This window comes from Methylobacterium sp. CB376 (genome assembly GCF_029714205.1).
GTDB lineage: Bacteria > Pseudomonadota > Alphaproteobacteria > Rhizobiales > Beijerinckiaceae > Methylobacterium.
Map to the genome: position 1 here is coordinate 1,871,087 of NZ_CP121648.1, position 23,127 is coordinate 1,894,213.

General features: G+C 75.0%; 19 protein-coding genes. 11 read left to right on the forward strand and 8 right to left on the reverse strand.

What is annotated here, in order from left to right; genetic code table 11:
- Nucleotides 1-324: 324 nt before the first annotated feature.
- The 4 genes from ugpB (at nucleotide 325) to QA634_RS08340 (ending at nucleotide 4,605) form a co-directional block, all read left to right on the forward strand.
- The gene (gene ugpB / locus QA634_RS08325; protein WP_012331550.1) at nucleotides 325-1,647 is read left to right on the forward strand and encodes a sn-glycerol-3-phosphate ABC transporter substrate-binding protein UgpB; all 1,323 of its coding nucleotides are present in this window, start codon (nucleotides 325-327) and stop codon (nucleotides 1,645-1,647) included.
- 2 nt (nucleotides 1,648-1,649) lie between these two features.
- Entirely contained in the window at nucleotides 1,650-2,534 is an 885-nt protein-coding gene (gene ugpA, locus QA634_RS08330; protein WP_012331551.1) for a sn-glycerol-3-phosphate ABC transporter permease UgpA, read from the forward strand.
- 63 nt (nucleotides 2,535-2,597) lie between these two features.
- Nucleotides 2,598-3,260: a PRC-barrel domain-containing protein gene (locus QA634_RS08335; protein WP_012331552.1), complete on the forward strand. Its 663-nt coding sequence runs from the start codon at nucleotides 2,598-2,600 to the stop codon at nucleotides 3,258-3,260.
- A gap of 97 nt (nucleotides 3,261-3,357) precedes the next feature.
- Nucleotides 3,358-4,605: an acyl-CoA dehydrogenase gene (locus QA634_RS08340; RefSeq protein WP_012331553.1), complete on the forward strand. Its 1,248-nt coding sequence runs from the start codon at nucleotides 3,358-3,360 to the stop codon at nucleotides 4,603-4,605.
- Nucleotides 4,606-4,829: 224 nt separating this feature from the next.
- Here QA634_RS08340 and QA634_RS08345 read toward each other — a convergent pair whose 3' ends face one another.
- The 5 genes from QA634_RS08345 to hutI all read right to left on the reverse strand — a co-directional run bounded on the left by QA634_RS08345 (nucleotide 4,830) and on the right by hutI (nucleotide 11,228).
- The gene (locus QA634_RS08345; protein ID WP_012331554.1) at nucleotides 4,830-5,849 is read right to left on the reverse strand and encodes a GlxA family transcriptional regulator; all 1,020 of its coding nucleotides are present in this window, start codon (nucleotides 5,847-5,849) and stop codon (nucleotides 4,830-4,832) included.
- A 150-nt stretch (nucleotides 5,850-5,999) separates the two neighbouring features.
- On the reverse strand, nucleotides 6,000-7,679 hold the full coding sequence (gene hutU, locus QA634_RS08350; protein WP_012331555.1) for a urocanate hydratase: 1,680 nt from the start codon (nucleotides 7,677-7,679) through the stop codon (nucleotides 6,000-6,002).
- The gene (hutG, locus tag QA634_RS08355; protein ID WP_012331556.1) at nucleotides 7,676-8,491 is read right to left on the reverse strand and encodes an N-formylglutamate deformylase; all 816 of its coding nucleotides are present in this window, start codon (nucleotides 8,489-8,491) and stop codon (nucleotides 7,676-7,678) included. Before hutG ends, hutU begins: the two co-directional genes overlap by 4 nt.
- On the reverse strand, nucleotides 8,488-10,029 hold the full coding sequence (hutH, locus tag QA634_RS08360) for a histidine ammonia-lyase (protein WP_012331557.1): 1,542 nt from the start codon (nucleotides 10,027-10,029) through the stop codon (nucleotides 8,488-8,490). Before hutH ends, hutG begins: the two co-directional genes overlap by 4 nt.
- Complete coding sequence (hutI, locus tag QA634_RS08365) at nucleotides 10,026-11,228, reverse strand: imidazolonepropionase (protein ID WP_012331558.1); 1,203 nt, start codon at nucleotides 11,226-11,228, stop codon at nucleotides 10,026-10,028. The genes hutH and hutI overlap by 4 nt, the downstream gene beginning before the upstream one ends.
- Nucleotides 11,229-11,359: 131 nt before the next feature.
- On the opposite strand from hutI, the gene QA634_RS08370 reads away from it, so the two are divergent.
- The 5 genes from QA634_RS08370 to QA634_RS08390 all read left to right on the forward strand — a co-directional run bounded on the left by QA634_RS08370 (nucleotide 11,360) and on the right by QA634_RS08390 (nucleotide 16,839).
- A complete protein-coding gene (locus tag QA634_RS08370) occupies nucleotides 11,360-12,733 on the forward strand; it encodes a formimidoylglutamate deiminase (RefSeq protein WP_012331559.1) in 1,374 nt (457 codons plus the stop codon).
- On the forward strand, nucleotides 12,730-13,437 hold the full coding sequence (gene hutC, locus QA634_RS08375) for a histidine utilization repressor (protein ID WP_012331560.1): 708 nt from the start codon (nucleotides 12,730-12,732) through the stop codon (nucleotides 13,435-13,437). Before QA634_RS08370 ends, hutC begins: the two co-directional genes overlap by 4 nt.
- Nucleotides 13,438-13,589: 152 nt before the next feature.
- A complete protein-coding gene (locus QA634_RS08380; protein WP_012331561.1) occupies nucleotides 13,590-14,213 on the forward strand; it encodes a uracil-DNA glycosylase in 624 nt (207 codons plus the stop codon).
- 161 nt (nucleotides 14,214-14,374) lie between these two features.
- Nucleotides 14,375-15,445: a lysylphosphatidylglycerol synthase domain-containing protein gene (locus QA634_RS08385; RefSeq protein ID WP_012331562.1), complete on the forward strand. Its 1,071-nt coding sequence runs from the start codon at nucleotides 14,375-14,377 to the stop codon at nucleotides 15,443-15,445.
- A 92-nt stretch (nucleotides 15,446-15,537) separates the two neighbouring features.
- Nucleotides 15,538-16,839 carry an ATP-binding protein gene (locus QA634_RS08390; protein ID WP_012331563.1) on the forward strand — a complete coding sequence of 434 codons (1,302 nt, stop codon included), beginning with the start codon at nucleotides 15,538-15,540 and terminating at the stop codon, nucleotides 16,837-16,839.
- Nucleotides 16,840-16,940: 101 nt separating this feature from the next.
- Here the strand turns inward: QA634_RS08390 and QA634_RS08395 are convergent, their stop codons facing one another.
- Nucleotides 16,941-17,639 carry a DUF1007 family protein gene (locus tag QA634_RS08395; protein ID WP_012331564.1) on the reverse strand — a complete coding sequence of 233 codons (699 nt, stop codon included), beginning with the start codon at nucleotides 17,637-17,639 and terminating at the stop codon, nucleotides 16,941-16,943.
- Between the two features lie 188 nt (nucleotides 17,640-17,827).
- On the opposite strand from QA634_RS08395, the gene QA634_RS08400 reads away from it, so the two are divergent.
- Nucleotides 17,828-20,305, forward strand: a complete 2,478-nt coding sequence (locus tag QA634_RS08400; RefSeq protein ID WP_012331565.1) for a heavy metal translocating P-type ATPase — start codon at nucleotides 17,828-17,830, stop codon at nucleotides 20,303-20,305.
- 136 nt (nucleotides 20,306-20,441) lie between these two features.
- Here QA634_RS08400 and QA634_RS08405 read toward each other — a convergent pair whose 3' ends face one another.
- Nucleotides 20,442-20,915 carry a PAS domain-containing protein gene (locus QA634_RS08405; RefSeq protein WP_012331566.1) on the reverse strand — a complete coding sequence of 158 codons (474 nt, stop codon included), beginning with the start codon at nucleotides 20,913-20,915 and terminating at the stop codon, nucleotides 20,442-20,444.
- Between the two features lie 66 nt (nucleotides 20,916-20,981).
- Nucleotides 20,982-21,908 (reverse strand): pseudouridine-5'-phosphate glycosidase, encoded by a 927-nt coding sequence (locus QA634_RS08410; protein WP_012331567.1) that lies wholly within the window; start codon nucleotides 21,906-21,908, stop codon nucleotides 20,982-20,984.
- 117 nt (nucleotides 21,909-22,025) lie between these two features.
- On the opposite strand from QA634_RS08410, the gene QA634_RS08415 reads away from it, so the two are divergent.
- Entirely contained in the window at nucleotides 22,026-22,865 is an 840-nt protein-coding gene (locus QA634_RS08415) for a universal stress protein (RefSeq protein WP_012331568.1), read from the forward strand.
- Nucleotides 22,866-23,127: the final 262 nt, after the last annotated feature.

Sequence of the window (23,127 nt, forward strand, 5' to 3'; positions counted from 1 at the left end):
GATTCACCAGTCACCTAGCGCGTGACGATTAACCGAATCTTATATGCATGCGGGATGTGCCGCGCGTGCCGCCTTGCTCCGGTAAGAACAACGGGTCGCGCGCCGGCAGGCGCCTGGGCGTGGGTCGAAGACCCGCATCGGCGCCCACCGGGCAGGATCCTCCGCCTCGCGGGCGAGGCGGCGCCGGTCCCTGCCGCGGCCTCCTCTTGCTCCGCGTGCGCGGGCGTGCTTTTGCACGTCTGGCAATGGCCCGGCCGCACCCGTCATCGGGCTGAAACAGAACCGCCCCATCTGTGCCCACGGCACAGCAGGAGACGAGGCGCCATGGCCCTGAACACGATCCTTCGCGCCGGACTCGCGGTCCTCGGGATCGCGGCGGCCGGTCCCGCCCTCGCGGTCACCGAACTGCAATGGTGGCACGCCATGGTGGGGGCCAACAACGACGCGGTCATTCGGCTGGCCGAGGAGTTCAACGCCTCGCAGAGCGAGTACAAGGTGGTCCCGGCCTACAAGGGTACCTATCCGGAGACGCTGAACGCCGGCATCGCGGCCTTCCGGGCCGGCACCGCGCCGCACATCATCCAGGTCTTCGAGGTCGGCACCGCCACCATGATGGCGGCCAAGGGTGCGGTGAAGCCCGTCTACCAGCTGATGAAGGAGGCGGGCGAGCCCTTCGACCCGAATGCCTACCTGCCGGCCATCACGGGTTACTACTCCACCGCCGCCGGGGAGATGCTGTCCTTCCCGTTCAATTCCTCGTCGATGGTGATGTGGGTCAACCGGGACGCGCTGAAGAAGGCCGGCCTCGACCCGAACGCGCCGCCCAAGACCTGGCCCGAGGTCTTCGCCGCCGCCAAGGCCCTCAAGGCTGCCGGCTACACCACCTGCGGCGTCTCCAACACCTGGGTGACCTGGGCCCACCTGGAGCAGTTCTCGGCCTGGCACAACGTGCCGCTCGCCACCAAGGCCAACGGGCTCGACGGCTTCGACACCGCCCTGCAGATCAACGGGCCGCTGCAGGTCAAGCACCTCGCGACGCTCGCGGAGATGCAGAAGGACAAGCTCTACGACTATTCCGGCCGCTACGACAACGGCTTCGGGCGCTTCACCTCGGGCGAGTGCCCGCTGATGCTCGGCTCCTCCGGCTCCTACGGCAACGTGCGCGGCAACGCCAAGTTCGAGTGGGCGGCGGCCCCGATGCCCTATTATCCCGACGCGCCCGGCGCGCCGCAGAACAGCATCATCGGCGGCGCCTCGCTCTGGGTGATGGGCGGCAAGTCGGCCGAGGAGTACAAGGGCGTCGCCAAGTTCTTCGCCTTCCTGTCGGACACCGAGCGGCAGGCGCGCATCCACCAGACCACCGGCTACCTGCCGATCACCAAGGCGGCCTACGAGAAGTCGAAGGCGGATGGCTGGTACGACAAGAACCCGGCCCTCGAAGTCCCGCTCAAGGAACTGACCAACAAGCCGCCGACCGGGAATTCCCGCGGCCTGCGCCTCGGCAACATGCCGCAGATGCGCGACGTCTGGGCCGAGGAGATCGAGGCGGCGCTCGCCGGCAAGAAGAGCGCCAAGGAGGCCCTCGACGAGGCCGCCGCCCGCGGCAACGCCATGCTGCGCCAGTTCGAGAAGCAAGCGAACCGCTGACCGTGGGACCCGATCGCGTCACCTTCGGGGGCTGGCGGCTGCCGCTCCTCCTGCTCCTGCCGCAGCTCCTGACGGTGGCATTGTTCTTCTACTGGCCGGCCGTCCAGGCGGTCGGCCAGTCCTTCCTGGCGCAGGACGCCTTCGGGCTCGCGAGCGAGTTCGTGGGCTTCGACAATTACCGGGCCCTGTTCGCCGACCCGGCCTATTACGGCGCGCTCGGCGTCACGGCCGTGTTCTCGGCCGCGGTGGCGGGGCTGTCGCTCGGCCTCGCGCTGCTCCTTGCCGTGATGGCCGACCGGGAACTCGCCGGGGCGGGCCTCTACCGCACCCTCCTGATCTGGCCCTACGCGGTGGCGCCCGCGGTGGCCGGGGTGCTGTTCGGCTTCCTGTTCCAGCCCTCCCTCGGCATCGTCGCGCGGGGGCTGCGCGACCTCGGCGTTGCCTGGAACCCGCTCCTCGACGGCACCCACGCCCTGATCCTCGTGGTCATGGCCGCCGCCTGGAAGCAGATCTCGTACAATTTCCTGTTCTTCCTCGCCGGGCTGCAGGCGATCCCGCGCAGCGTGATCGAGGCGGCGGCGATCGACGGGGCGGGGCCGGCGCGGCGGTTCTGGACCATCGTGTTCCCGCTGCTCTCGCCCACCACCTTCTTCCTCCTCGTCGTCAACGTGGTCTACGCGTTCTGCGAGACGTTCGGGACGATCGACGTCCTCACCCATGGCGGGCCGGGCCGGGCCACCCAGACCCTCGTCTACAAAGTCTACCAGGACGGGCGCACCGGCTCGGATCTCGGCGCCTCCGCGGCCCAGTCCGTGGTGCTGATGATCATCGTGATCGCCCTCACGGCGGTCCAGTTCCGCACCGTCGAGCGCAAGGTCGCGTATTAGGGCGCGCCCGGGCCGTGAACCTCCGCGCCGCCGCTGCCGTTGGTGCGGGGAATCGGAGGTCCCATGACCCGACGCCCCCTGACCGCGCGCATCGCCCCGCTGACGCTCGCCACCGCGCTCCTCGCCGGCCCGGCGGCCCTCGCCCAGTCCGTCCATGCCCAGTCCGTCCCTGCCCAGCAGGGCGCCTCGCCGTTCCTCACGGCCCCGCCCCCGGGCGCGATGCGGGCGAGCAAGATCCGCGGCGTCGGCGTCGTCGGGCAGGACCACGTCCGGGTCGGCAAGATCGAGGACCTCCTCGTCACCGAGGACGGCCGGGTGCGGGCGGTCGTGATCGGGGTGGGAGGCTTCCTGGGCCTCGGCGAGAAGAAGGTCGCGGTGCCCTTCGACACGCTCGCCTGGAACACCGGCGTGTCGCCCCGGGAGAGCCCGCCCTCCTTCACCACGCCCGAGCGCGCGCCGAGCGAGGCCGAGGCCCGGACCGCCGGCCCCGAGACGATGCCGGGGGCGACGAGCCGCAACGAGGTGCTCTCGGCCGTGCAGGACAAGCACAGCGGCGCGGTCACCGAGGCGACCGGCTCAGTCGAGGCGGCGCGGCAGCCGCGCGGACCCGCCACCGTCCTGGTGGTCGGCAAGAGCGGCGGGCCGATCGAGGCCGAGTTGCGCATGACCAAGGCGGAGCTCGAGGCCGCCCCGGCCTTCGACGACGAGGCCCGCCCGGCCCGGTGAGGCGGCCGGCCGCTGCGAAACGCGGTTTCGCGTCCTGGCGGTCGGGGCGCGACCGCGCTACACCTCGGGGCAACCGACCAGCAGGAGGAGCCCGCGCATGACCGCCGCGCCCGTCGCCGCCATCACCCAGACCGACCTGAGCGCGGCCAAGCCGCACGAGGGAAGCAAGGGCGCCTTCCGCTGGGACGATCCCTTCCTGCTGGAGGACCAGCTCACGGACGAGGAGCGGCTGATCCGGGACACGGCGCGCGGCTTCGCGCAGGAGCGGCTCCTCCCCGGCATCGTCGAGGCCTACGCGGAGGAGCGGACCGACCGCTCCCTGTTCAACGCCATGGGCGAGCTCGGCCTCCTCGGCGTGACGCTGCCGGAGGAGTACGGCTGCGCCGGCGCGAGCTACGTCGCCTACGGCCTCGTCGCCCGCGAGGTGGAGCGGATCGATTCCGGGTACCGCTCGATGATGAGCGTGCAATCCTCCCTCGTCATGTACCCGATCTACGCCTACGGCGACGAGGCGCAGCGCCGGACCTACCTGCCGAAGCTCGCGACGGGCGAGTTCGTCGGCTGCTTCGGCCTCACGGAGCCCGATGCCGGCTCCGATCCCGCCGGCATGAGGACGCGGGCGGAGAAGATCGACGGCGGCTACCGCCTCTCGGGGGCCAAGACCTGGATCTCGAACGCGCCGATCGCCGACGTCTTCGTGGTCTGGGCGAAGTCGCCCGCCCACGACAACCAGATCCGGGGCTTCGTCCTGGAGAAGGGGATGAAGGGGCTCTCCGCCCCCAAGATCAAGGGCAAGCTCTCCCTGCGGGCCTCGGTCACGGGCGAGATCGTCATGGACGGGGTCGAGGTGCCCGAGAGCGCGCTCCTGCCCCATGTCAGCGGCCTCAAGGGGCCGTTCGGCTGCCTCAACCGGGCGCGCTACGGCATCTCCTGGGGCGCCCTGGGGGCGGCGGAGGATTGCTGGCACCGCGCCCGCCAGTACACGCTCGACCGCACCCAGTTCGGCCGCCCGCTCGCCCAGACGCAGCTGGTGCAGAGGAAGCTCGCCGACATGCAGACCGAGATCGCGCTCGGCCTCCAGGCCTCCCTGCGCGTCGGCCGGCTGTTCGACGAGGGCCGGGTCGCGCCCGAGATGATCTCCATCGTCAAGCGCAACAATTGCGGCAAGGCGCTGGAGATCGCCCGCACCGCCCGCGACATGCACGGCGGCAACGGCATCATGGGCGAGTACCACGTCATGCGCCACGCCCAGAACCTGGAGACGGTGAACACCTACGAGGGCACCCACGACGTGCACGCCCTGATCCTCGGCCGGGCGCAGACCGGGCTGCAGGCGTTCTTCTGACGCCGGGCCGCGGCCCGCCCGGGATGCGGCCGCCTCGACCCCATCGGCGAGGTCGGCGCGACCTGTGATCCTCGACGGGGCGGGCGATGCGCCGTGCCGCGGTCTCGCCTGCGGGGGCCGCGACGGGCGCATCTCGGCGGTGATCCGGCTCGCTCCCGAGGGCTTCGCTCAGGCGCCGCGCAGGCTTGTGATCCGGGATCCGCCTCGGTCAAGCGGATCCCGGATCAGGCCGTCTCCGCCGGGTGGCCCGCCCGGCGCAGGGCCTGCGGGGACTGGCCGTAGAGGCGCAGGAAGGCGCGGCGCATCCGCTCGCGATCGGCGAAGCCCACCTCCGCGGCGATCACGTCCAGGGAGTGGCGCCCCTCCACCAGCATCGCCCGCGCCGCCTCCACCCGCAGCCGCTCGACCACCTTGGCGGGCGGCTGGCCCAGCGCCTGCCGGAAGGCGCGGCTGAACTGGCGCGGCGACAGCCGCGCCGCCTCGGCCAGGCGGGCCACCGTCAGGTCCTCCCGCAGGTGGCGCCGGGCGTAGTCGAGCACCCGCTCGATCCGGTCGGTCTTCGGGGCGAGGTCGAGCAGGCGCGACAGCTGCGGCTGGCCCCCGGAGCGGCGCCGCTCCAGCAGCATGCGGCGCGCCACCTCGCGGGCCGTCTCCGGACCGAGGTCGTCCTCGACGAGGCGCAGGGCGAGGTCGATGCTCGCCGCCATCCCGGCCGAGGTCCAGACCGTCCCGTCGCCGACGTAGAGCCGGTCCCGCTCCAGGCGCACCGCCGGGTAGCGGGCCTGCAGCTCCGCGGCGTTGCGCCAATGCGCCGTCGCGCGCAATCCGTCGAGCAGCCCGGCCTCCGCCAGGACGAAGGCGCCCGTGCAGGTCGCCGCCACCCGCCGGGCGCGGGCCGCGGCCCGCCGGACCAGGGCGGCGAGGCCCGCCGGCACGGTCCGGGGCCCCGCGAAGGCCCCGACCATCAGCGTGTCGAAGGGCGCCTCCGGGAAGGGCTCGGTCTCCAGGCGGAACCCCGCCGCGGTCGGCACCGGCCCGCCCTCCTGCGAGACCAGGCGGATCGCGTAGGCGGGCCTCGCGCCGAGCGCGTTGGCGCTCTGGAACGCGGCGAGCGCGGCGAGCGACATCAGCTGCGCCCCGGGCAGCACCAGGAGGCCGATCGTCCGCGCCGCGCGGGCCGGCGCGAGCGCCTCCGGCGCCGCATCCGCGATGCCCCGGGACGATGCTGCGAGGTCGTGGTCCATGGCGCGCGCGGGTCGGGACGGGCTCGACCGCGGCGGCCCTGGCCCCGCGTCGTGAGCGGATGCGGGGGCCCGGCGCCGCGGATTACAGGCATATACCAGTAACCTGCCCGCCCGGTCCAGCAGGGCCCGCCGCGCGGCCCCGCCGGGCGGTCAGCCGAGGCTCGGCAGGGTCAGACCGTGCTCCCGCGCGCAGGCGACCGCGTCCGGGTAGCCGGCATCGGCGTGGCGCATCACGCCGCTCGCCGGATCGTTCCAGAGCACCCGCGCGAGGCGCCGGTCGGCGGCCTCGCTGCCGTCGCAGACGATCACCATCCCGGCATGCTGCGAGAAGCCCATTCCGACGCCGCCGCCGTGGTGTAGGGACACCCAGGTCGCCCCCGAGGCGGTGTTGAGGAGCGCGTTCAGGAGCGGCCAGTCGGAGACCGCGTCCGAGCCGTCGCGCATCGCCTCGGTCTCGCGGTTCGGCGAGGCGACCGAACCGGAATCGAGGTGGTCGCGCCCGATCACGATCGGGGCCTTCAGCTCGCCGCTGCGCACCATCGCGTTGAAGGCGAGGCCGAGGCGGTGGCGGTCGCCGAGGCCGACCCAGCAGATCCGGGCCGGGAGGCCCTGGAAGCGGATCCGCTCCCGCGCCATGTCGAGCCAGCGGTGCAGGGCTGCGTTGTCGGGCAGCAATTCCTTCACCTTGGCGTCGGTCCGGTAGATGTCCTCGGGATCGCCCGAGAGGGCGCACCAGCGGAACGGCCCGATGCCGCGGCAGAACAGCGGGCGGATATAGGCCGGCACGAAGCCCGGGAAGGCGAAGGCGTCGCGGACGCCCTCCTCCAGCGCCATCTGCCGGATGTTGTTGCCGTAATCGACCACGGGCACGCCGGCCCGGTGGAAGTCCAGCATCACCCGAACCTGCTCGGCCATGGAGCGCTTGGCCGCCGCCGCGACCCCGTCCGGGTCGCTCTCGCGGCGGGTTTCCCACTCGGCGAGGCTCCAGCCCCGGGGCAGGTAGCCGTTGACGGGATCGTGGGCGGAGGTCTGGTCGGTGACGCAATCCGGCCGCACGCCCCGGCGCCAGATCTCGGCGTAGATTTCGGCGGCGTTGCCCAGGAGCGCGACCGAGCGGGGCGTGCGCGCCCGGCAGGATTCCTCGATCAGGGCGAGCGCCTCGTCGAGGTCCCGGGCCTGCACGTCGACGTAGCCCGTGCGAAGGCGGAACTCGATGCTGGAGGCCCGGCACTCGACGGCGAGGCAGGAGGCGCCCGCCATCGTGGCGGCGAGGGGCTGCGCCCCGCCCATGCCGCCCAGGCCCGCCGTCAGGATCCAGCGCCCGGCGAGGTCGCCGCCATGGTGCTGGCGGCCCATCTCCACGAAGGTCTCGTAGGTGCCCTGCACGATCCCCTGGCTGCCGATGTAGATCCAGGAGCCGGCCGTCATCTGGCCGTACATCATCAGGCCCCGGCGATCGAGCTCGTGGAAATGCGCCCAGGTCGCCCAGTGCGGCACGAGGTTGGAGTTGGCGATCAGCACGCGGGGCGCGTCCGCGTGGGTGCGGAAGATCCCGACCGGCTTGCCGGACTGGACCAGCAGCGTCTGATCCTCCTCCAGGTCCGTGAGGGCGGCGACGATCCGGTCGAAGCTCGCCCAGTCCCGGGCCGCCCGCCCAATGCCGCCATAGACCACGAGCTCGCCCGGCCGCTCGGCGACCTCCGGGTCGAGGTTGTTCATCAGCATGCGCAGGGGCGCCTCGGTGAGCCAGCTCCGCGCCGTGAGGGCGGGGCCGCGCGGGGCGCGGACGAGGCGGGCATTGTCGAGGCGGGGATCGTCGAGGCGGCTCATGGCGGGCAGGCTCCGAAGGCGAGGCACGCGGACAGGACGTCCTGCAGGGCCGCGCGGACCGGCGCGGCGTGGTCGGGATCGTAGGGCACCGGCCAGGTCGCGGGATCGACCGGCCCGACCGGCTCGGCCAGGTAGGCGCGGCAGGCGAGTTCCATCTGCACCGCGTGGACGCCGTCCTGCGGGCGGCCGTAGGCGCGGGTGATGAAGCCGCCGCGGAAGCGCCCGTTGCTGACCTGGCTGAGGCCGCTGCCCCGGCAGATCGCCTCGATCCGCTCCTGGAGGGCGGGGTCGCAGGCCTGGCCGCCATGCGTGCCGATGTTGAAATGGGGCAGCAGGCCGGGGAACAGGCGCGGGATCTCCGAGCGGATCGAGTGGGCGTCGTAGAGCACCACCCGGGGATGGAGCCGCCGCAGCCGCGCGAGTTCGTCCTGCAGGGCCGCGTGGTAGGGGTCGAACCAGCGGGCGCGCCGGTCGGCCGGGTCGGGCGCCTGCCCGTCCCGGTAGAGCGGCTCGCCGTCGAACGTGGTGGTGGGGCAGAGCTCCGTCGTCGCCTGCCCGGGATAGAGCGAGGCGCCGGACGGGTCCCGGTTCACGTCGATCACCGTGCGCGAGAGGGAGGTGCGGATGATCGTGGCGTCGAGATCCGCCGCGAAGGCGTAGAGCCGCTCGATGAACCAGTCCGTGTCCTTGCGGGCGAGCCAGGGCGAGACGAGACCGGCCTCGATCTCGGGCGGGATCTCGGTGCCGGTATGGGGCAGGCTGAGGAGAAGGGGCGACGCCCCCCGCCGGACCGCGAGCCAGGCCGGCGTCATCGCCCGTCCACCCCCGGCAGGTCCAGGCCCGCGGCCGCCACCACGGCCCCGTCGCGCACCAGAGCCGTCGCCGCCTCGAGCTCCGGATGCAGGTAGCGATCCTCGTCGAGGCGGGGCACCGCCGCCCGCAGCCGCGCCCGCACCCGCTCCAGGGCCTCGCTCGACCGCAGCGGCGCCAGGAAATCGCAGCCCTGCGCCGCTGCCAGCAGCTCGATGCCGAGCACCGCGGCGGCGTTCTCCGCCATCGCCAGGAGGCGCCGCGCGCCGTGGGCCGCCATCGAGACGTGGTCCTCCTGGTTGGCGGAGGTCGGGATCGAATCGACGCTCGCCGGGTAGGCCCGCTGCTTGTTCTCCGAGACCAGGGCCGCCGCCGTCACCTGTGGGATCATGAAGCCCGAGTTGAGGCCCGGCCGCCCGGTCAGGAAGGCCGGCAGGCCCGAGGACAGGGCGGGGTCGACGAGGAGCGAGATCCGCCGCTCGGCGAGGGAGCCGATCTCGCACAGGGCGAGCGCGATCATGTCGGCCGCGAAGGCCACCGGCTCGGCGTGGAAGTTCCCGCCCGAGAGCGCCTCCCCGGTCTCGGGGAAGACGAGCGGGTTGTCCGAGACGCCGTTCGCCTCGGTCTCCAGGGTCGCCCCCGCCTGCCGCAGGAGGTCGAGGGCGGCCCCCATCACCTGCGGCTGGCAGCGCAGGCAGTAGGGGTCCTGCACCCGCTCGTCGCCGACGAGGTGCGAGGCCCGGATCGCCGAGCCGGCGAGGAGGCGGCGCAGGGCGTCGGCCGCGTCGATCTGGCCGCGGTGGCGGCGAAGCGCGTGGATGCGCGGGTCGAAGGGCGTGTCCGAGCCGCGGGCGGCGTCGACCGAGAGCGCCCCGGTGACCAGGCCCGCCCGCAGCAGGTCCTCCGCCCCGAACAGGCCCGCCAGCGCGAGCGCGGTCGAGAATTGCGTGCCGTTGAGGAGCGCCAGCCCCTCCTTCGGGCCGAGATCGAGGGGCGCGAGGTCCGCCCGCGCCAGGGCCGCGGCGGCGGGCAGCCGGGCGCCCCCCGCGTCGAGGCACTCCCCGACGCCGATCATCGCCGCCGTCATGTGGGCGAGCGGCGCGAGGTCGCCCGAGGCGCCGACCGAGCCCTGGCCCGGCACCACCGGGGTCACGCCCCGCGCCAGCATCGCGTCGAGCAGGGCCACCGTCTCGGGCCGCACGCCCGAGGCCCCCTGCGCGAGGCTCGCGAGCTTGAGCGCCATCATCAGCCGCACGATCCCGGCCGGGACCGGCGCCCCGACCCCCGCCGCGTGCGAGAGCACGATGTTGCGCTGCAGCGTGGCGAGGTCGTCGGGCGCGATCCGCACCGTCGCGAGCTTCCCGAACCCGGTATTGATCCCGTAGACGGGCTCGCCCCGCGCCACGATCGCCGCCACGGTCTCGGCGGCCCGCGCGATGCCGGGCCGGCAGGCGGGATCGAGCCGCAGCGGGGCCCCGTCGCGGATCGCGCGCCACTGCGCCAGCGCGGCGCGGCCGGGAGTCAGGGTGACGGCGCTCATCGGCCCCTCCGGATGCGGGCGTGCAGCGGGTTGAATCCCATGCGGTAGACGAGTTCGGCCGGGCGCTCGACGTCCCAGACCGCGAGGTCGCACCACTTGCCCGCCTCCAGCGTGCCGATCTCGTGCAGGCGCCCGAGGGCGCGGGCCGCCTCCCGGGTCACGCCCGCGAGGCATTCCTCGACGGTGAGCCGGAACAGCGTCGCGCCCATGTTGAGCACGAGGAGCAGGGAGGTGAGGGGGGAGGTGCCGGGATTGCAGTCGGTGGCGAGCGCCATCCGCGTGCCGTGGCGGCGGAACAGGTCGACGGGCGGCCGCCGCGTCTCCCGGATGAAGTAGAAGGCCCCCGGCAGCAGCACCGCCACGGTGCCGGCCCGGGCCAGGGCGGCGGCGCCGGCCTCGTCCGCGTATTCCAGGTGGTCGGCCGAGAGGGCGCCGAACCGCGCCGCCAGCGCCGCCCCGCCGAGATCGGAGAGCTGGTCGGCGTGCAGCTTCACCGGCAGGCCCGCCGCCCGCGCCGCCTCGAAGACCCGCGCGGTCTGGGCGGGCGAGAAGGCGATCCCCTCGCAGAAGGCGTCGACCGCGTCGGCCAGCCCCTCCCGCGCCAGGGCGGGCAGCATCTCGGTGCAGACATGCGCGATGTAGCGGTCCTTGTCGGGCTCCTCCGGCGGCAGCGCGTGGGCACCCAGGAAGGTCGTGGTCACGGTGACGTCGCGGCTCTCCCCGAGGCGGCGGGCCGCCCGCAGGCTCGCGCGCTCGGAGGCGACGGAGAGGCCGTAGCCGGACTTCACCTCGACCGCGGTCACGCCCTCGGCGATCAGCGCGTCGAGGCGCCGCAGCGCGCTCCCGACGAGCGCGTCCTCGCTCGCCGCCCGGGTGGCGCGCACGGTCGAGACGATGCCGCCGCCCGCCCGCGCGATCTCCTCGTAGCTGGCGCCGGCGAGCCGCGCCTCGAACTCCGCCGCCCGGTCGCCGCCGTGGACGAGGTGGGTGTGGCAGTCGATCAGGCCCGGGGTGATCCAGCGCCCCTCGCAATCGACCGTCTCGCGGGCCGCGAAGGCGGGCGCCGCCCGCGCCGGCCCCGCGTAGAGGATGCGCCCGTCGCGGGCGGCGATCAGCCCGTCCTCCACGAGGCCGAGCCCCGGCGCCCCCTCGGCCAGGGTGGCGAGCCGGGCGTTGCGCCACAGGCGGTCGCACAGCATGGGACGGCTCCTGGCGGGTGGAAGCGGCCCGGCGAATCGGCCGCCGGGTGGCGGTGCGCGCCGAGTATGTATAGACATAATCGGCCGCGCGGACCCTTGTCCACCCGTCCCGCGCGGGGGAGGGACCCGCGATGGCCCGGCTCTGGTTCCGCTCCGCCCTGCTGCCCGAAGGATGGGCGGAGGGCGTCGCCCTCGACGTCCGGGAGGGGCGCATCGCGGCGCTGGAGAGCGGCGTGCCGGCGCGGCCGGGGGACGAGACCGGCGGGATCGCGCTGCCCGGCCTGCCGAACCTGCACAGCCACGCCTTCCAGCGCGCCATGGCGGGGCTCGCCGAGTGCCGCAGCGGGCACGAGGACTCCTTCTGGACCTGGCGCGAGGTGATGTACCGCTTCGTGGCCCGGATGGCGCCGGAGGACGTCGAGGCGGTGGCCGCGCAGGCCTACGTGGAGATGCTGGAGGCCGGCTTCACCTGGGTCGGCGAGTTCCACTACCTGCACCACGCCCCGGACGGGCGCGCCTACGCGGACCCGGCCGAGATGGCCGGGCGGATCGCCGCCGCGGCGGCGGAGGCGGGGATCGGCCTGACGCTGCTGCCGGTCTTCTACGCCCATGGCGGCTTCGGGCCGGGGCAGGGGGCGCCCGCGCTGCCGCCGACCGCGGGCCAGCGCCGCTTCGTCAGCGACCCGGAGACCTTCGCGGCCGTGATGGCGGGCAGCCGCCGGGCGGTGGCGGACCTGCGGGATTGCGTGGTCGGCCTCGCGCCCCACAGCCTGCGGGCCGCGACCCTCGCGGAGATCGCCGCGATCCTGCCCCTGGCGGAGGGCGGCCCGGTCCACATCCACGCGGCCGAGCAGCTGCGCGAGGTGGAGGAGTGCCGGGCGGCGACCGGGGCGCGGCCGGTGGAACTCCTGCTCGACGCGGCGCCGGTCGACGCGCGCTGGTGCCTGATCCACGCCACCCACATGACGCCGAGCGAGACGCGCGGGCTCGCGCGCAGCGGCGCGGTGGCGGGCCTCTGCCCGATCACCGAGGCCAATCTCGGCGACGGGCTGTTCCCGCTGGCCGCCTTCCAGGGTGCGGGCGGCCGGTTCGGAATCGGCAGCGACTCGAACGTGCTGATCGCGGCGGCCGAGGAGCTGCGCCTGCTCGAATACGGCCAGCGCCTCGCCGGGCGGGTGCGCGGCGTCGCGACCTCGGCGCGCTCCGCCTCGACCGGCCGCGCCCTGATCGAGGCCGCCCTCGCCGGGGGCGGGCAGGCCCTCGGCCGGCCCGCCGGCCTCGCGCCCGGGCAGCCCGCCGACATCGTCGCCCTCGATCCCGACCACCCGGCCCTGGCGGAGCGCTCCGGCGACGCGTGGCTCGACGGCTTCGTGTTCGCGGCCCGCGCCGGGGCGATCGACCGGGTCTGGCGCGCCGGGGCGCGCGTCGTCGCGCAGGGACGGCACCACCGGCGGGAGGCGGTGGCGGCGCGCTTCCGGGCCGCCCTGGCGAGGCTCGCCGCGTGACCGGGGGCCCCAGCCTGACGGCCCGGATCCGCAGCGAGATCGAGGCGCGGATCCTGTCGGGCGACTGGCCGCCGGGCCATCGCATCCCCTTCGAGTCGGAACTCTCGGCGCTCTACGGCTGCTCGCGCATGACCGTGAACAAGGCGCTCGCGGGGCTGGCGGCCGCGGGCCTGATCGAGCGCCGGCGCCGCGCCGGCTCCTTCGTGGCCGCCCCCGCCCGGCAATCGGCCGTGCTGCAGATCCCCGACATCCCGGCCGAGATCGCGGCGCGCGGGGCGCGCTACGGGCTGGTACTCGTCGCGCGCCGGGAGCGGCGGGCGGGGGCGGGCGACCCGCCGGGCGCGGGCTTCGCGCCGGGCCAGCCGCTCCTCGACCTCACCTGCCGCCACCTCGCGGACGGGCGTCCCTTCGCGCAGGAGGAGCGCCTGATCAGCCTCGCGGCGGTGCCGGCCGCGGCGGAGGTGGATTTCTCCGCCGTGCCGCCCGGCACGTGGCTGCTGCGGCACGTGCCCTGGACGGAGGCCTCGCACCGCATCACGGCGCTCAACGCGCCGGGCGCCCTCGCCCGCGCCCTCGACCTGCCGCCGGGGGGCGCCTGCCTCGCGGTCGAGCGCCGCACCTGGCGCGGGGAGGACACGGTGACCTACGTGCGCCAGATCTTCCGGGGCGACGCCTACAGCCTGGGGGCGCGGTTCTCGCCCTGACGGGGCGGGGCGCTCGACCGCGAGACAGGCGCCGTGAGGCCGGGCCGCTGATCGGGACGGGCATGGTCCGCGCCCGGACCAACGGGGCGGCTCGTTCGTTCCTCCGCCTGCGACCGCTCCCGAAAGCCTCTCCCGTCAGCGAACGCCGTCCCGTGACCGCGCCCACCACGCCCAAGACCCTCGCGGACCCGGCCGCGCTCGCGGCCAGGCGCGCCCTCCTCGGCGCGCCCCATCTCGCGCCGCTGCGCGCCCTCGCCGCCCGCATCGCCGCCGCGCAGGGCGCGCCGGTGCCCGAGCCCGATCCCCTCGACGGGGGCGCGGCGGCCCGGCTGCTCCTGCTCCTCGAGACGCCCGGCCCCGCCACCGGCCGCACCGCCTTCGTGTCGCGCGACAACCCGACCGGCACCGCCGCCAACCTGTTCGGGTTCCTGGCGCGGGCCCGGATCGCCCGCGCCGACACGCTGATCTGGAACGCGGTGCCCTGGGTCATCCACGCCCCCGGCGCCCGCAACCGCGCCCCGCGCCGGGCCGAGATCCGCGCCGCCGCGCCCTACCTGCCCGCCCTCCTCGACCTGATGCCCGACCTCGCCGTGGTGGTCCTGGCCGGCCGCGTCGCCCAGAGCCACGCCGCCGCCCTGCGCGCGCTGCGGCCCGACCTGCCGGTGGTCGGCGTGCCCCATCCGAGCCCGACCTTCGTCTGCACCAGCCCGGAGGTGCGCGAGCGGATCGCGGCCGGCCTCGCCGAGGCGGCGGCGCATCTGCGCTTCTGCGCGTGAGGCCCGCTCCCGGGGCAAGACCCGGTCTCGTCTGGTCTTCCGGCGCCGGAGCGCCTACATGGCGGGCGCAAGCGGGGCTCGGTCGGAGTGCCGCCGAAGGTGCCGGGCCGGTGCCCGCGGGGGAGGCCGGTCGGCGGCCAGCGGAGTCGGACGCCGACGAGATGAACTTCGCCAGACAGGATACGCGGCTCGCGCGGGCCGAGCCGACCGCGGCGGGCCGGGACCAGGATCCCGCGCCCGAGGTGCCGGCCCTCGACCGCGCCGGCCGCCGCAAGCGGCGCTACGCCTGGATCGGCACCGCCGCGAGCGCGATCCTGTTCCTCATCTCGCTCGGCGTGCTCTACGAACTCGTCTCGACCGTGACCTGGTCGGAGCTGCGCGCCGCCTTCACGGCCGCCACCGGCGAGCAGGTGAGCCTCGCCGTGATGCTGGTGGCGGTGAGCTACCTGTTCCTCACTTGCTACGACGCGCTCGCCCTGCGCCAGCTCAGGATCAGGGTGCCGTACCGGACCACGGCGCTCGCCTCCTTCACCAGTTACGCGGTGAGCTTCAACCTGGGCTTCCCGCTCCTGACCGCCGGCACGATCCGGTACTGGATCTACTCGGGCAAGGGCCTGAGCCCCGGGCGGATCGCGGCGCTGACCATCGTGGCGGGCTTCACCTTCTGGCTCGGCATGGGGGCGGTGCTCGGCTTCAGCCTCGTGCGGGAGGCCGAGCCCCTGTCGCGCCTGACCTCGGTGAGCAGCGCCATCAACCGGGGCCTCGGCCTCGCGGCCATGGCCGGGGTGCTCGCCTATCTGGGCTGGGTGACGCTGAGGCGGCGCAGCGTGCGGGTGAGGGGCTGGCGGCTCGAATTGCCGGGCCTCGCCCTCTCCCTGAGCCAGATGCTGGTGGGCGCCTGCGACGTCTGCGCGGCGGCGGGCGTGCTCTACGTGCTGCTGCCGCCCGGCCACGGGGTGAGCTTCGAGGCCTTCGTGGCGATCTACGTGGTGGCGGCGATGCTCGGCATCGCGAGCCACGCCCCCGGCGGGCTCGGCGTCTTCGAGGCGACCGTGCTCCTCGCCCTGTCGGGGCTGCCGCGGGAATCCGTGCTCGGCGCGCTGCTCCTGTTCCGGGTCTGCTATTATCTGGTGCCCTTCGTGGTGGCGCTGGCGGCGCTCGGCGCCTACGAGATCGCCAAGCGCGTCAGGCTCACCCCCCGCGAGGCGCCCGAGGGCGACGAGGAGGCGTGACGCCGCCCGGCGCCGCGCCGCCGCCCGGGACCGCCGACGCGACCGTGCCGGGCATCGCGAACCCGTCACGCGATCGGCTTAGGGTTGCACCCATGCCTTCTCTCCCCTTCGACCCGCACAGGGCCGGCGCTGCCCGCCGGGCGGCGTGGCGGGCCGCCCTGATCGCCGCCCTGACGGTCGCCGGGGCGGCCGCCTGGGAGCGCGGCCCGGACCTCTGGCTCGGCCTCGGCACCGCCGCGGCGGTGCTGCTCGGCGGCTGGCTCGCCTCGCCGCGGGCGGAGGAACCGCTGCCCCGCCGGGAGGGCGCGTGCGAGGACCGCCCCAGCCTCGCCGAGGCCCTGCTCGCCAATATCCCGGACCCGGTCATCCTGATCGACCGCCGGGCCCTGGTGATCGAGGCCAACGCGGCGGCCCGCGCCCTGCTGCCGACGCTGCGGCCGAAATACCCGCTCTCCTTCGCGCTGCGCGATCCCGGCGTGCTCGACGGCATCGAGACCGTGCTGCACACGGGCGCGCCCCTCAAGACCCTCTACGCCCCGCGGGTCCCGACCGAGCGCACCTTCGAGGTCCAGATCGGCGCCATGAAGGGCTCGGCCGACGCGGGCGGGCAGCCGAACCTCGTCCTGTTCCTGCGCGACCTCACCTCGGCCAAGCGGCTGGAGACGATGCGGGTCGATTTCGTGGCCAATGCCAGCCACGAACTGCGCACGCCGCTCGCCTCGCTCCTCGGCTTCATCGAGACCCTGCAGGGGCCGGCCCGCAACGATTCCCTGGCCCGGGACCGCTTCCTCGCCATCATGCGCGAGCAGGCCCTGCGCATGACGCGGCTGATCGACGACCTCCTGTCGCTGTCGCGCATCGAGCTGCGCGCCCACGTGCCGCCGACGACCGTGATCGAGGTCGGGCCGCTCGCCCGCCAGATCGTGGATTCCCTCTCTCCCCTCGCCGAGGAGCGGGGCGTCGCGATCGCGCTGGAGGAGGGGCCCGCCCCGCTCGCGGTGCTGGGCGAGCGCGACGAGATCCTGCGCCTCGTGGAGAACCTCGTGGAGAACGCCGTCAAGTACGGCGGCGAGGGCGGGCGCGTGAGCGTGCGCGTGTCGGCCCTCGCGGCCGAGGCGGGCCGGCCGGCCCAGGTCGAGATCGCCGTCGCGGATGACGGCCCGGGCATCGCGCCCGAGCACCTGCCGCGCCTGACCGAGCGCTTCTACCGGGTCGACCCGGCCTCCAGCCGCCAGCAGGGCGGCACCGGCCTCGGCCTCGCCATCGTCAAGCACATCCTGAACCGCCACCGCGGCCGGCTCGTCGTGGAGAGCGAGCCGGGCCGCGGCTCGACCTTCCGGGCCTCGATCCCGGCCGCGGCGGGGGCGGGGCGCGAGGAGACGTCCCCGGGCTGAGCGCCCTTCGCCGACGTGCTCCGGCTCGGCGGACGGCGCGGGAGCGAGACTCGCAGCAGACCCGCTTGGGCTCGCAGCAGACCCGCTTGGGGCCGCTCCGCTCAGGGGCAGGCCACGAGCACGCGGCCCGTGTAGTCGGCCCCGGCGGCGGCCGCCGCGCCCGGGCGGACGAGCGCGTCCGAATCCGGGATCAGCTGCTCGCCGACCCGCGCCTCCTTGGCCGGATGCGTCACCTTGACGAGGCAGGCGGCGGGGCCCGCGACCCGCGCGGCCTCGTCGCCCGGGGCGAGGCCGAAGGCGACGTAGAAATCCGGATCGGCGGTCGTGACCACGAGGCTGCGCAGGGCGGCCGCGGGGGCGGCCGGCGCGAGGGTGAAGAAGAGGGTGAGCCGCCCGTCCCGGAACTCGGCCCGGGCATCCTGCGGGGCCGCGAAGGCGAGGAGGCGGCCGTTGAGCTTGGCCTGCACGTAGTAGCCGGTCTCGGCGAGGGCGGCGACGCGGGCGCGGGCGAGCTCGGCGAGCTTGTCGGGATCCGGGACGCCGTCGCGCCGCGAATCGAGGTTCAGCACCGCGAAGGCGGAGTAGTCGGGATCGAAGGTCCAGGTCAGGCGCAGGCCCTTGAGGGCGCGGGCCTCGTCGAGGACGATCTCGCTGCGCGCCTGCACCCAGACATGCGGGTGGGCCCGGGCCGCGGCGGGGGCCAGAGCCGACGCGAGGGCCAGCGCGACGGCGCACCCGGCGCGCGGGCGCGGCGAGGGCCGCCCGCCGATCGGCCCGCTCCGATCTCGGTTGCTGCCCATCCCGTCCCCCGCCTGGTCCCGGCCGGGCCCCGCCCGGCGGAACGCCCCTGGCGCCCAAGCGCGGCGAAACCATGTTGCGGATGCAGGGCTGGCGCGAAGCGCGGCCCTATCACCGCCCGATCCGGCGAATCCCATATCCTGCCGGGAGCGCGGCGCGCGACGGCGGCGCGCTCCCGAGGAGTTCGGCCATGACCGCGACCGCCCGCCGCCTCACCCTGCCCGTGGAGGGCATGACCTGCGCCTCCTGCACGGGGAGGGTCGAGCGCGTGCTCAAGGCCGTGCCGGGCGTCACCTCGGCCTCCGTCAACCTCGCCACCCGCCGCGCCACCATCGAGCTTGCCCCCGACAACCATCCGGGCGCCCTGGCCGAGGCGATCGCGGATGCCGGCTACGCCGTCCCCGAGCAGACCTCGGACTTCCTCGTCGAGGGCATGACCTGCGCCTCCTGCGTCGGCCGGGTCGAGCGGGTGCTCAGGGCGGTGCCGGGCGTCACCGAGGCCAGCGCCAACCTCGCCACCGGGCGGGTCAGCGTGCGCCATCCCGGCGGGCTGGTGGAGGAGGCCGCCCTGGCCCGGGCCGTGGCCGCGGCCGGCTACGCGCTGCGGCCGCTGCCGGCCGCCGCGCCGGAGACCCCCGCCCTGCCCGAGGAGGCGGTCGGGCTGCGCCGCGACCTCGTCGTCGCCGCCCTGCTGGCGCTGCCCGTCGTGGTCCTCGACATGGGCGGCCACCTGATCGGCGCCCATCGTCTGCACGCCCTCGTGCCGGAGGGCTGGAGCAACGGCGTCCAGGCCGTGCTCGCCACGCTCGTCCTCGCGGGCCCGGGCCGGCGCTTCTTCCGGCGCGGCGTGCCGGGCCTGCTGCGCGGCCACCCGGACATGAACGCCCTCGTCGCCCTCGGCACGGGCGCCGCCTACGGCTTCTCGCTCGTCGCCACCCTGGCGCCCGGCCTGCTGCCGGAGGGGACGGCCCACGTCTATTTCGAGGCCTCGGTCCTCATCATCACCCTGATCCTGCTCGGGCGCTTCCTGGAGGCGCGGGCGAAGGGGCGCACCGGCGCGGCGATCGCGCGCCTCGTCGGGCTGGCGCCGCGGACCGCCCGGGTCATCCGCCCCGAGGGCGAGGTCGAGGTCCCGGTGGTGGACCTGCGCCCCGGCGACCGCGTGCGGGTGCGCCCGGGCGAGCGCCTGCCCGCCGACGGGCGCGTCGCCGCGGGCGCCTCCGCGGTCGACGAGAGCATGATCACCGGCGAGCCGGTGCCGGCGCGCAAGGAGGCCGGGGCGCCGGTCACGGGCGGCACCGTCAACGGCACCGGCAGCCTGGAGGTCGCGGTCGAGCGCGTCGGCGCCGACACGGTCCTCTCGCAGATCATCCGCATGGTCGAGGCGGCCCAGGGGGCCAAGCTGCCGATCCAGGCCCTCGTCGATCGGGTCACCGGCTGGTTCGTGCCGGCCGTGATGGGCCTCGCCGCCCTGACCTTCCTGGCCTGGCTGCTGCTCGGCCCCGCGCCCGCCCTGGGCCTCGCCCTGGTCAACGCCATCGCGGTGCTGATCATCGCCTGCCCCTGCGCGATGGGCCTCGCCACGCCGACCTCGATCATGGTCGGGACCGGGCGGGCGGCCGAGCGCGGCATCCTGTTCCGCAACGGCACCGCCCTGCAGGCGCTGGAGGGTGTGCGGGCCGTGGCCTTCGACAAGACCGGCACCCTGACCGAGGGCCACCCCGCGCTCACCGACCTGATCCCCGCCCCCGGGGACGCGGCCGAATCCGCCTTGGCCGAATCCGCCTTGGCCGAATCCGCCTTGGCCGAGACAGCCCTGGCGCACGCGGCCGCCCTGGAATCCCGCTCCGAGCACCCGCTCGCCCGGGCGATCGTCGCGGGGGCGCGGGCGCGGGGCCTCGCCCTTCCGCCGGTCGAGGCCTTCGAGGCGGTGCCGGGCTTCGGCCTCGTCGGACGGGCGGGCGGGCGCGCGGTCGCAATCGGCGCGGCGCGGCACTTGGCGAGGCTCGGCATCCCGGTCGCGCCCCTCGCGGAGGCGGCGGCCCGGCTCGGCGAGGCCGGCCGCTCGCCCCTCTACGTCGCGCTCGACGGCCGCCTCGCCGCCCTGATCGCGGTGGCCGATCCGGTGAAGCCGGGCGCCGCCGCGGCGGTCGCGGCCCTGCAGGGACGGGGCGTGGCCGTGGCGCTGGTGACCGGCGACGACCGGCGCACGGCCGAGGGCATCGCCCGCGAGCTCGGCATCGCCACGGTGCTGGCCGAGGTGCTGCCCGCCGACAAGCTCGCGGCGGTGCGGGAGATGCGCGCCGCCCACGGCCGCACCGCCTTCGTGGGCGACGGCATCAACGACGCGCCGGCGCTGGCCGAGGCGGATGTCGGCATCGCGCTCGGCACGGGCACCGACGTCGCGGTGGAGAGCGCCGACGTGGTGCTGATGGCGGGGGATCCCGGCGGCGTGGTCGAGGCGCTCCACCTCTCGCGCGCGGTGATGCGCAACATCCGCCAGAACCTGTTCTGGGCCTTCGCCTACAACGCCGCGCTGCTGCCGGTCGCGGCGGGCATGCTGCGCCTCTTCGGCGGCCCGCTCCTGTCGCCCGTCCTCGCCGCCGGCGCCATGGCCCTGTCGAGCGTGTTCGTGGTCGGAAACGCGCTGCGCCTTCGCCGCGCCTGAGGGCCGGCGCCCCGGCTCATCCGCCATCCGGTTGATGGCTTCGCCATCTCCCATGTCGGCCATGCGGATGTCGGCTTCGCTCAGGCGCCGCGCAGTCTCGTGAGACGGGACCCGCTTCGATCAAGCCGATCCCGGATCAGCCGAAGAGCGGCGTGTCGCCGGCCACCATCGGCAGGATCTCGGGGGAGATCGCGACCGGCCGGTAGCGCCCGGCCCCGCCCCGCGCGGGCCGCCCGCGGCGGCGGACCACCTCGCGCTCGAAGGCGATGAAGGCCTCCGGGGTGCCGTCCCGGCGGCATACCGGCCGCACGTCGATCTCGCACAGGTAGGCCTCGCCGTCCTTGCGGTAGTTCTGCAGGCAGCCGAGGAAGCGCCCGCTCATCCGCAGCGCGCGATGCACCTGCCGCGTGGCCACCCGGCTGGTGGTCGGGCCCTGCAGCATGCGGGGCGATCGGCCGACGAGCTCGTCCTCCGCGTAGCCGGACATCCGGGCGAAGGCCGGGTTGGCGTAGAGGATCGTCGGTCCCGGCCGCTCGAGGTCGACGTCGGTGAGGACGACGGCGAGATCGAGGGGATCGGCGAAGAATTGAACGAGGCTGACGATGTCCATAGCGGTCTTCCCTAAGGACAGAAGTAAATCAGCATTCGTTAAGGCTTTCTGACCCGCCGCGGCCGGTCAGGGCGCGGGAGCCGGGGCGGCCAGGGCGGCGGCGAGGCGGGCCGCCAGGGCGGCGTTGTGGCGGATCAGCGCGATGTTGGTGGCGAGGCTGCGCCCGCCCGTGAGGGCGAGGAGACGACCCAGCAGGAAGGGCGTCACCGCCTTGGCGGCGATGCCGGCCGCCCGCGCCTCCGCCACCGCCGTCTCGATCAGGCCGGCGATCTCGGCGGCCGGGATCTCGTCGGCCTCCGGCACGGGGTTGGCCACCAGGATCCCGCCGCCGAGGCCGAGCGCGGCCTTGGCCCGGATCAGGGCGGCGACCGCCTCCGGGGTGTCGAGGCGCAGCGGCGCGGGCAGGCCGCTGTCCCGGCTCCAGAAGGCCGGGAAGCGGTCGGTGCCGTAGCCCACCACCGGCACGCCCCTCGTCTCCAGGTATTCGAGGGTGCGCGGCAGGTCGAGGATGGCCTTGGCGCCGGCCGAGACCACCGCCACGGGGGTGCGGGCGAGTTCGTCGAGGTCGGCCGAGATGTCGAGGGTCTGCTCGACGCCCCGGTGCACGCCGCCGATGCCGCCGGTCGCGAAGACCCGGATCCCGGCGAGCGCGGCGCAGATCATCGTGGCGGCGACCGTGGTCGAGCCGGTGAGCCCCGCCGCCACCGCGTGCGGCAGGTCGGCGCGGCTGAGCTTCAGCACGTCCCGCGCGGCGGCGAGCCCCGCCAGGGTCTCGGCCGGCAGGCCGATCCGGATCCGCCCCGCCACGACCGCGATGGTCGCCGGCACCGCCCCGGCCTCGCGCACCACCGCCTCGACGGCCCGGGCCGTCTCGACGTTCTGCGGGTGCGGCATGCCGTGCGTGACGATGGTGGATTCGAGCGCCACCACGGGCGCGCCCGCCGCGAGGGCGGCCCGCACCTCCGGGGCGATGTCGAGCAGGGAAGGGGGCATGGCATTCCTCCCGCGCCGGCGGCGATCCCGCCGGTCTGGCAGATTTGCCGGGGCCTGGCGAGGGCGCGCCCCTGGACGGCGCAGCGGGGCCGTGGTGCAATCGCCCCGGAGGCCGCCATGAAGACCCTGCTCGTTCCGATCGCGCGCCACACGCTCCTCGATTCCGTGCTGGAGACCGCGCTCCTCACCGCCCGGCGCTTCGGATCCTGCGTGGAGGGGTTCGGCCTGCGCCCCGCCCTCGCCGAGTACGTCCCGGTCGACATGGTGGGCGGCATGACCTGGGTGCGCGACGAGGAGGCCGACCTCGCGGAGGCCCGCGGCTGCGGCAGCCAGTTCTCCACCTTCATGGAGCAGCACGGGGTGCCGCGGGATTCGGGCGAGGCGGATCCCTCCCGCCCGCGCTACCGCTGGCTGCCCGACGCGCCGCCGGGCGACGGGTTCCTGGCGCAATACGCGCGTCTGTTCGGCGCGACCGTGGTGGGACGGCCGGGCGGGGAGGGCGGCCCGCGCATGACGACCCTCGAAGCCGCCCTGTTCGAGAGCGGCCGGCCCCTCCTGATCGCGCCCCCGACCCCGCCCCAGAGCCTCGGCGAGACCGTGCTGATCGCCTGGAACGGCTCGACCGAGACCGCCCGCACGGTGGCCTTCGCGGGCCCGTTCCTGCGGCGGGCCGCCCGCATCGAGGTGCTGGGCGTCGATTCCGGCATGGTGCCGGGCCCGAGCGCCGAGCAGCTGGCGGCGGCGCTCACCCGCGAGGGCCTGACCGCGCGGGGCCGCACCCTGGCGGCGGGGCGGCGCAATCCCGGCGAGGTGTTCCTGGCCGAGGCCGCCGCGCTCGGCTGCGATCTCCTGGTCAAGGGGGCCTACACCCAGAGCCGCCTGCGCCAGATGATCTTCGGCGGCGCGACCAGCCACATCCTCGCCCACGCCACCATGCCGGTGCTGATGGCGCATTGACGGGCGCAGCTGCGGCTGCCGGAACTCCGCCCGCGCTCCGCCGAGGGCGCCGTCTCGGGCGACCGCCCCCGTCGCCGCGCCGGCCCGCGGACGGCCCGGGCGCGCTGCCGGGACCCGCGCATCGACGGCCCGATGCCGCGATTCGTGCCCAGATCACGCCGGTCTCGGCGCCCCGATCCCGCCTGGAATTCCCTGCGCTCCGCCGATCGGAGCGATTGCGCGTTCTCATGTCCTTACGTAATGAGGGAGACCGAGGCTTTCC

Excerpts from the sequence above, each read along its gene's own strand:
- ugpB (WP_012331550.1), top strand. The coding sequence starts at position 325 with ATGGCCCTGAACACGATCCTTCGCGCCGGACTCGCGGTCCTCGGGATC.
- QA634_RS08335 (WP_012331552.1), top strand. The coding sequence starts at position 2,598 with ATGACCCGACGCCCCCTGACCGCGCGCATCGCCCCGCTGACGCTCGCC.
- QA634_RS08340 (WP_012331553.1), top strand. The coding sequence starts at position 3,358 with ATGACCGCCGCGCCCGTCGCCGCCATCACCCAGACCGACCTGAGCGCG.
- QA634_RS08345 (WP_012331554.1), bottom strand. The coding sequence starts at position 5,849 with ATGGACCACGACCTCGCAGCATCGTCCCGGGGCATCGCGGATGCGGCG.
- hutU (WP_012331555.1), bottom strand. The coding sequence starts at position 7,679 with ATGAGCCGCCTCGACGATCCCCGCCTCGACAATGCCCGCCTCGTCCGC.
- hutG (WP_012331556.1), bottom strand. The coding sequence starts at position 8,491 with ATGACGCCGGCCTGGCTCGCGGTCCGGCGGGGGGCGTCGCCCCTTCTC.
- hutH (WP_012331557.1), bottom strand. The coding sequence starts at position 10,029 with ATGAGCGCCGTCACCCTGACTCCCGGCCGCGCCGCGCTGGCGCAGTGG.
- hutI (WP_012331558.1), bottom strand. The coding sequence starts at position 11,228 with ATGCTGTGCGACCGCCTGTGGCGCAACGCCCGGCTCGCCACCCTGGCC.
- QA634_RS08370 (WP_012331559.1), top strand. The coding sequence starts at position 11,360 with ATGGCCCGGCTCTGGTTCCGCTCCGCCCTGCTGCCCGAAGGATGGGCG.
- QA634_RS08385 (WP_012331562.1), top strand. The coding sequence starts at position 14,375 with ATGAACTTCGCCAGACAGGATACGCGGCTCGCGCGGGCCGAGCCGACC.
- QA634_RS08390 (WP_012331563.1), top strand. The coding sequence starts at position 15,538 with ATGCCTTCTCTCCCCTTCGACCCGCACAGGGCCGGCGCTGCCCGCCGG.
- QA634_RS08395 (WP_012331564.1), bottom strand. The coding sequence starts at position 17,639 with ATGGGCAGCAACCGAGATCGGAGCGGGCCGATCGGCGGGCGGCCCTCG.
- QA634_RS08400 (WP_012331565.1), top strand. The coding sequence starts at position 17,828 with ATGACCGCGACCGCCCGCCGCCTCACCCTGCCCGTGGAGGGCATGACC.
- QA634_RS08405 (WP_012331566.1), bottom strand. The coding sequence starts at position 20,915 with ATGGACATCGTCAGCCTCGTTCAATTCTTCGCCGATCCCCTCGATCTC.
- QA634_RS08410 (WP_012331567.1), bottom strand. The coding sequence starts at position 21,908 with ATGCCCCCTTCCCTGCTCGACATCGCCCCGGAGGTGCGGGCCGCCCTC.
- QA634_RS08415 (WP_012331568.1), top strand. The coding sequence starts at position 22,026 with ATGAAGACCCTGCTCGTTCCGATCGCGCGCCACACGCTCCTCGATTCC.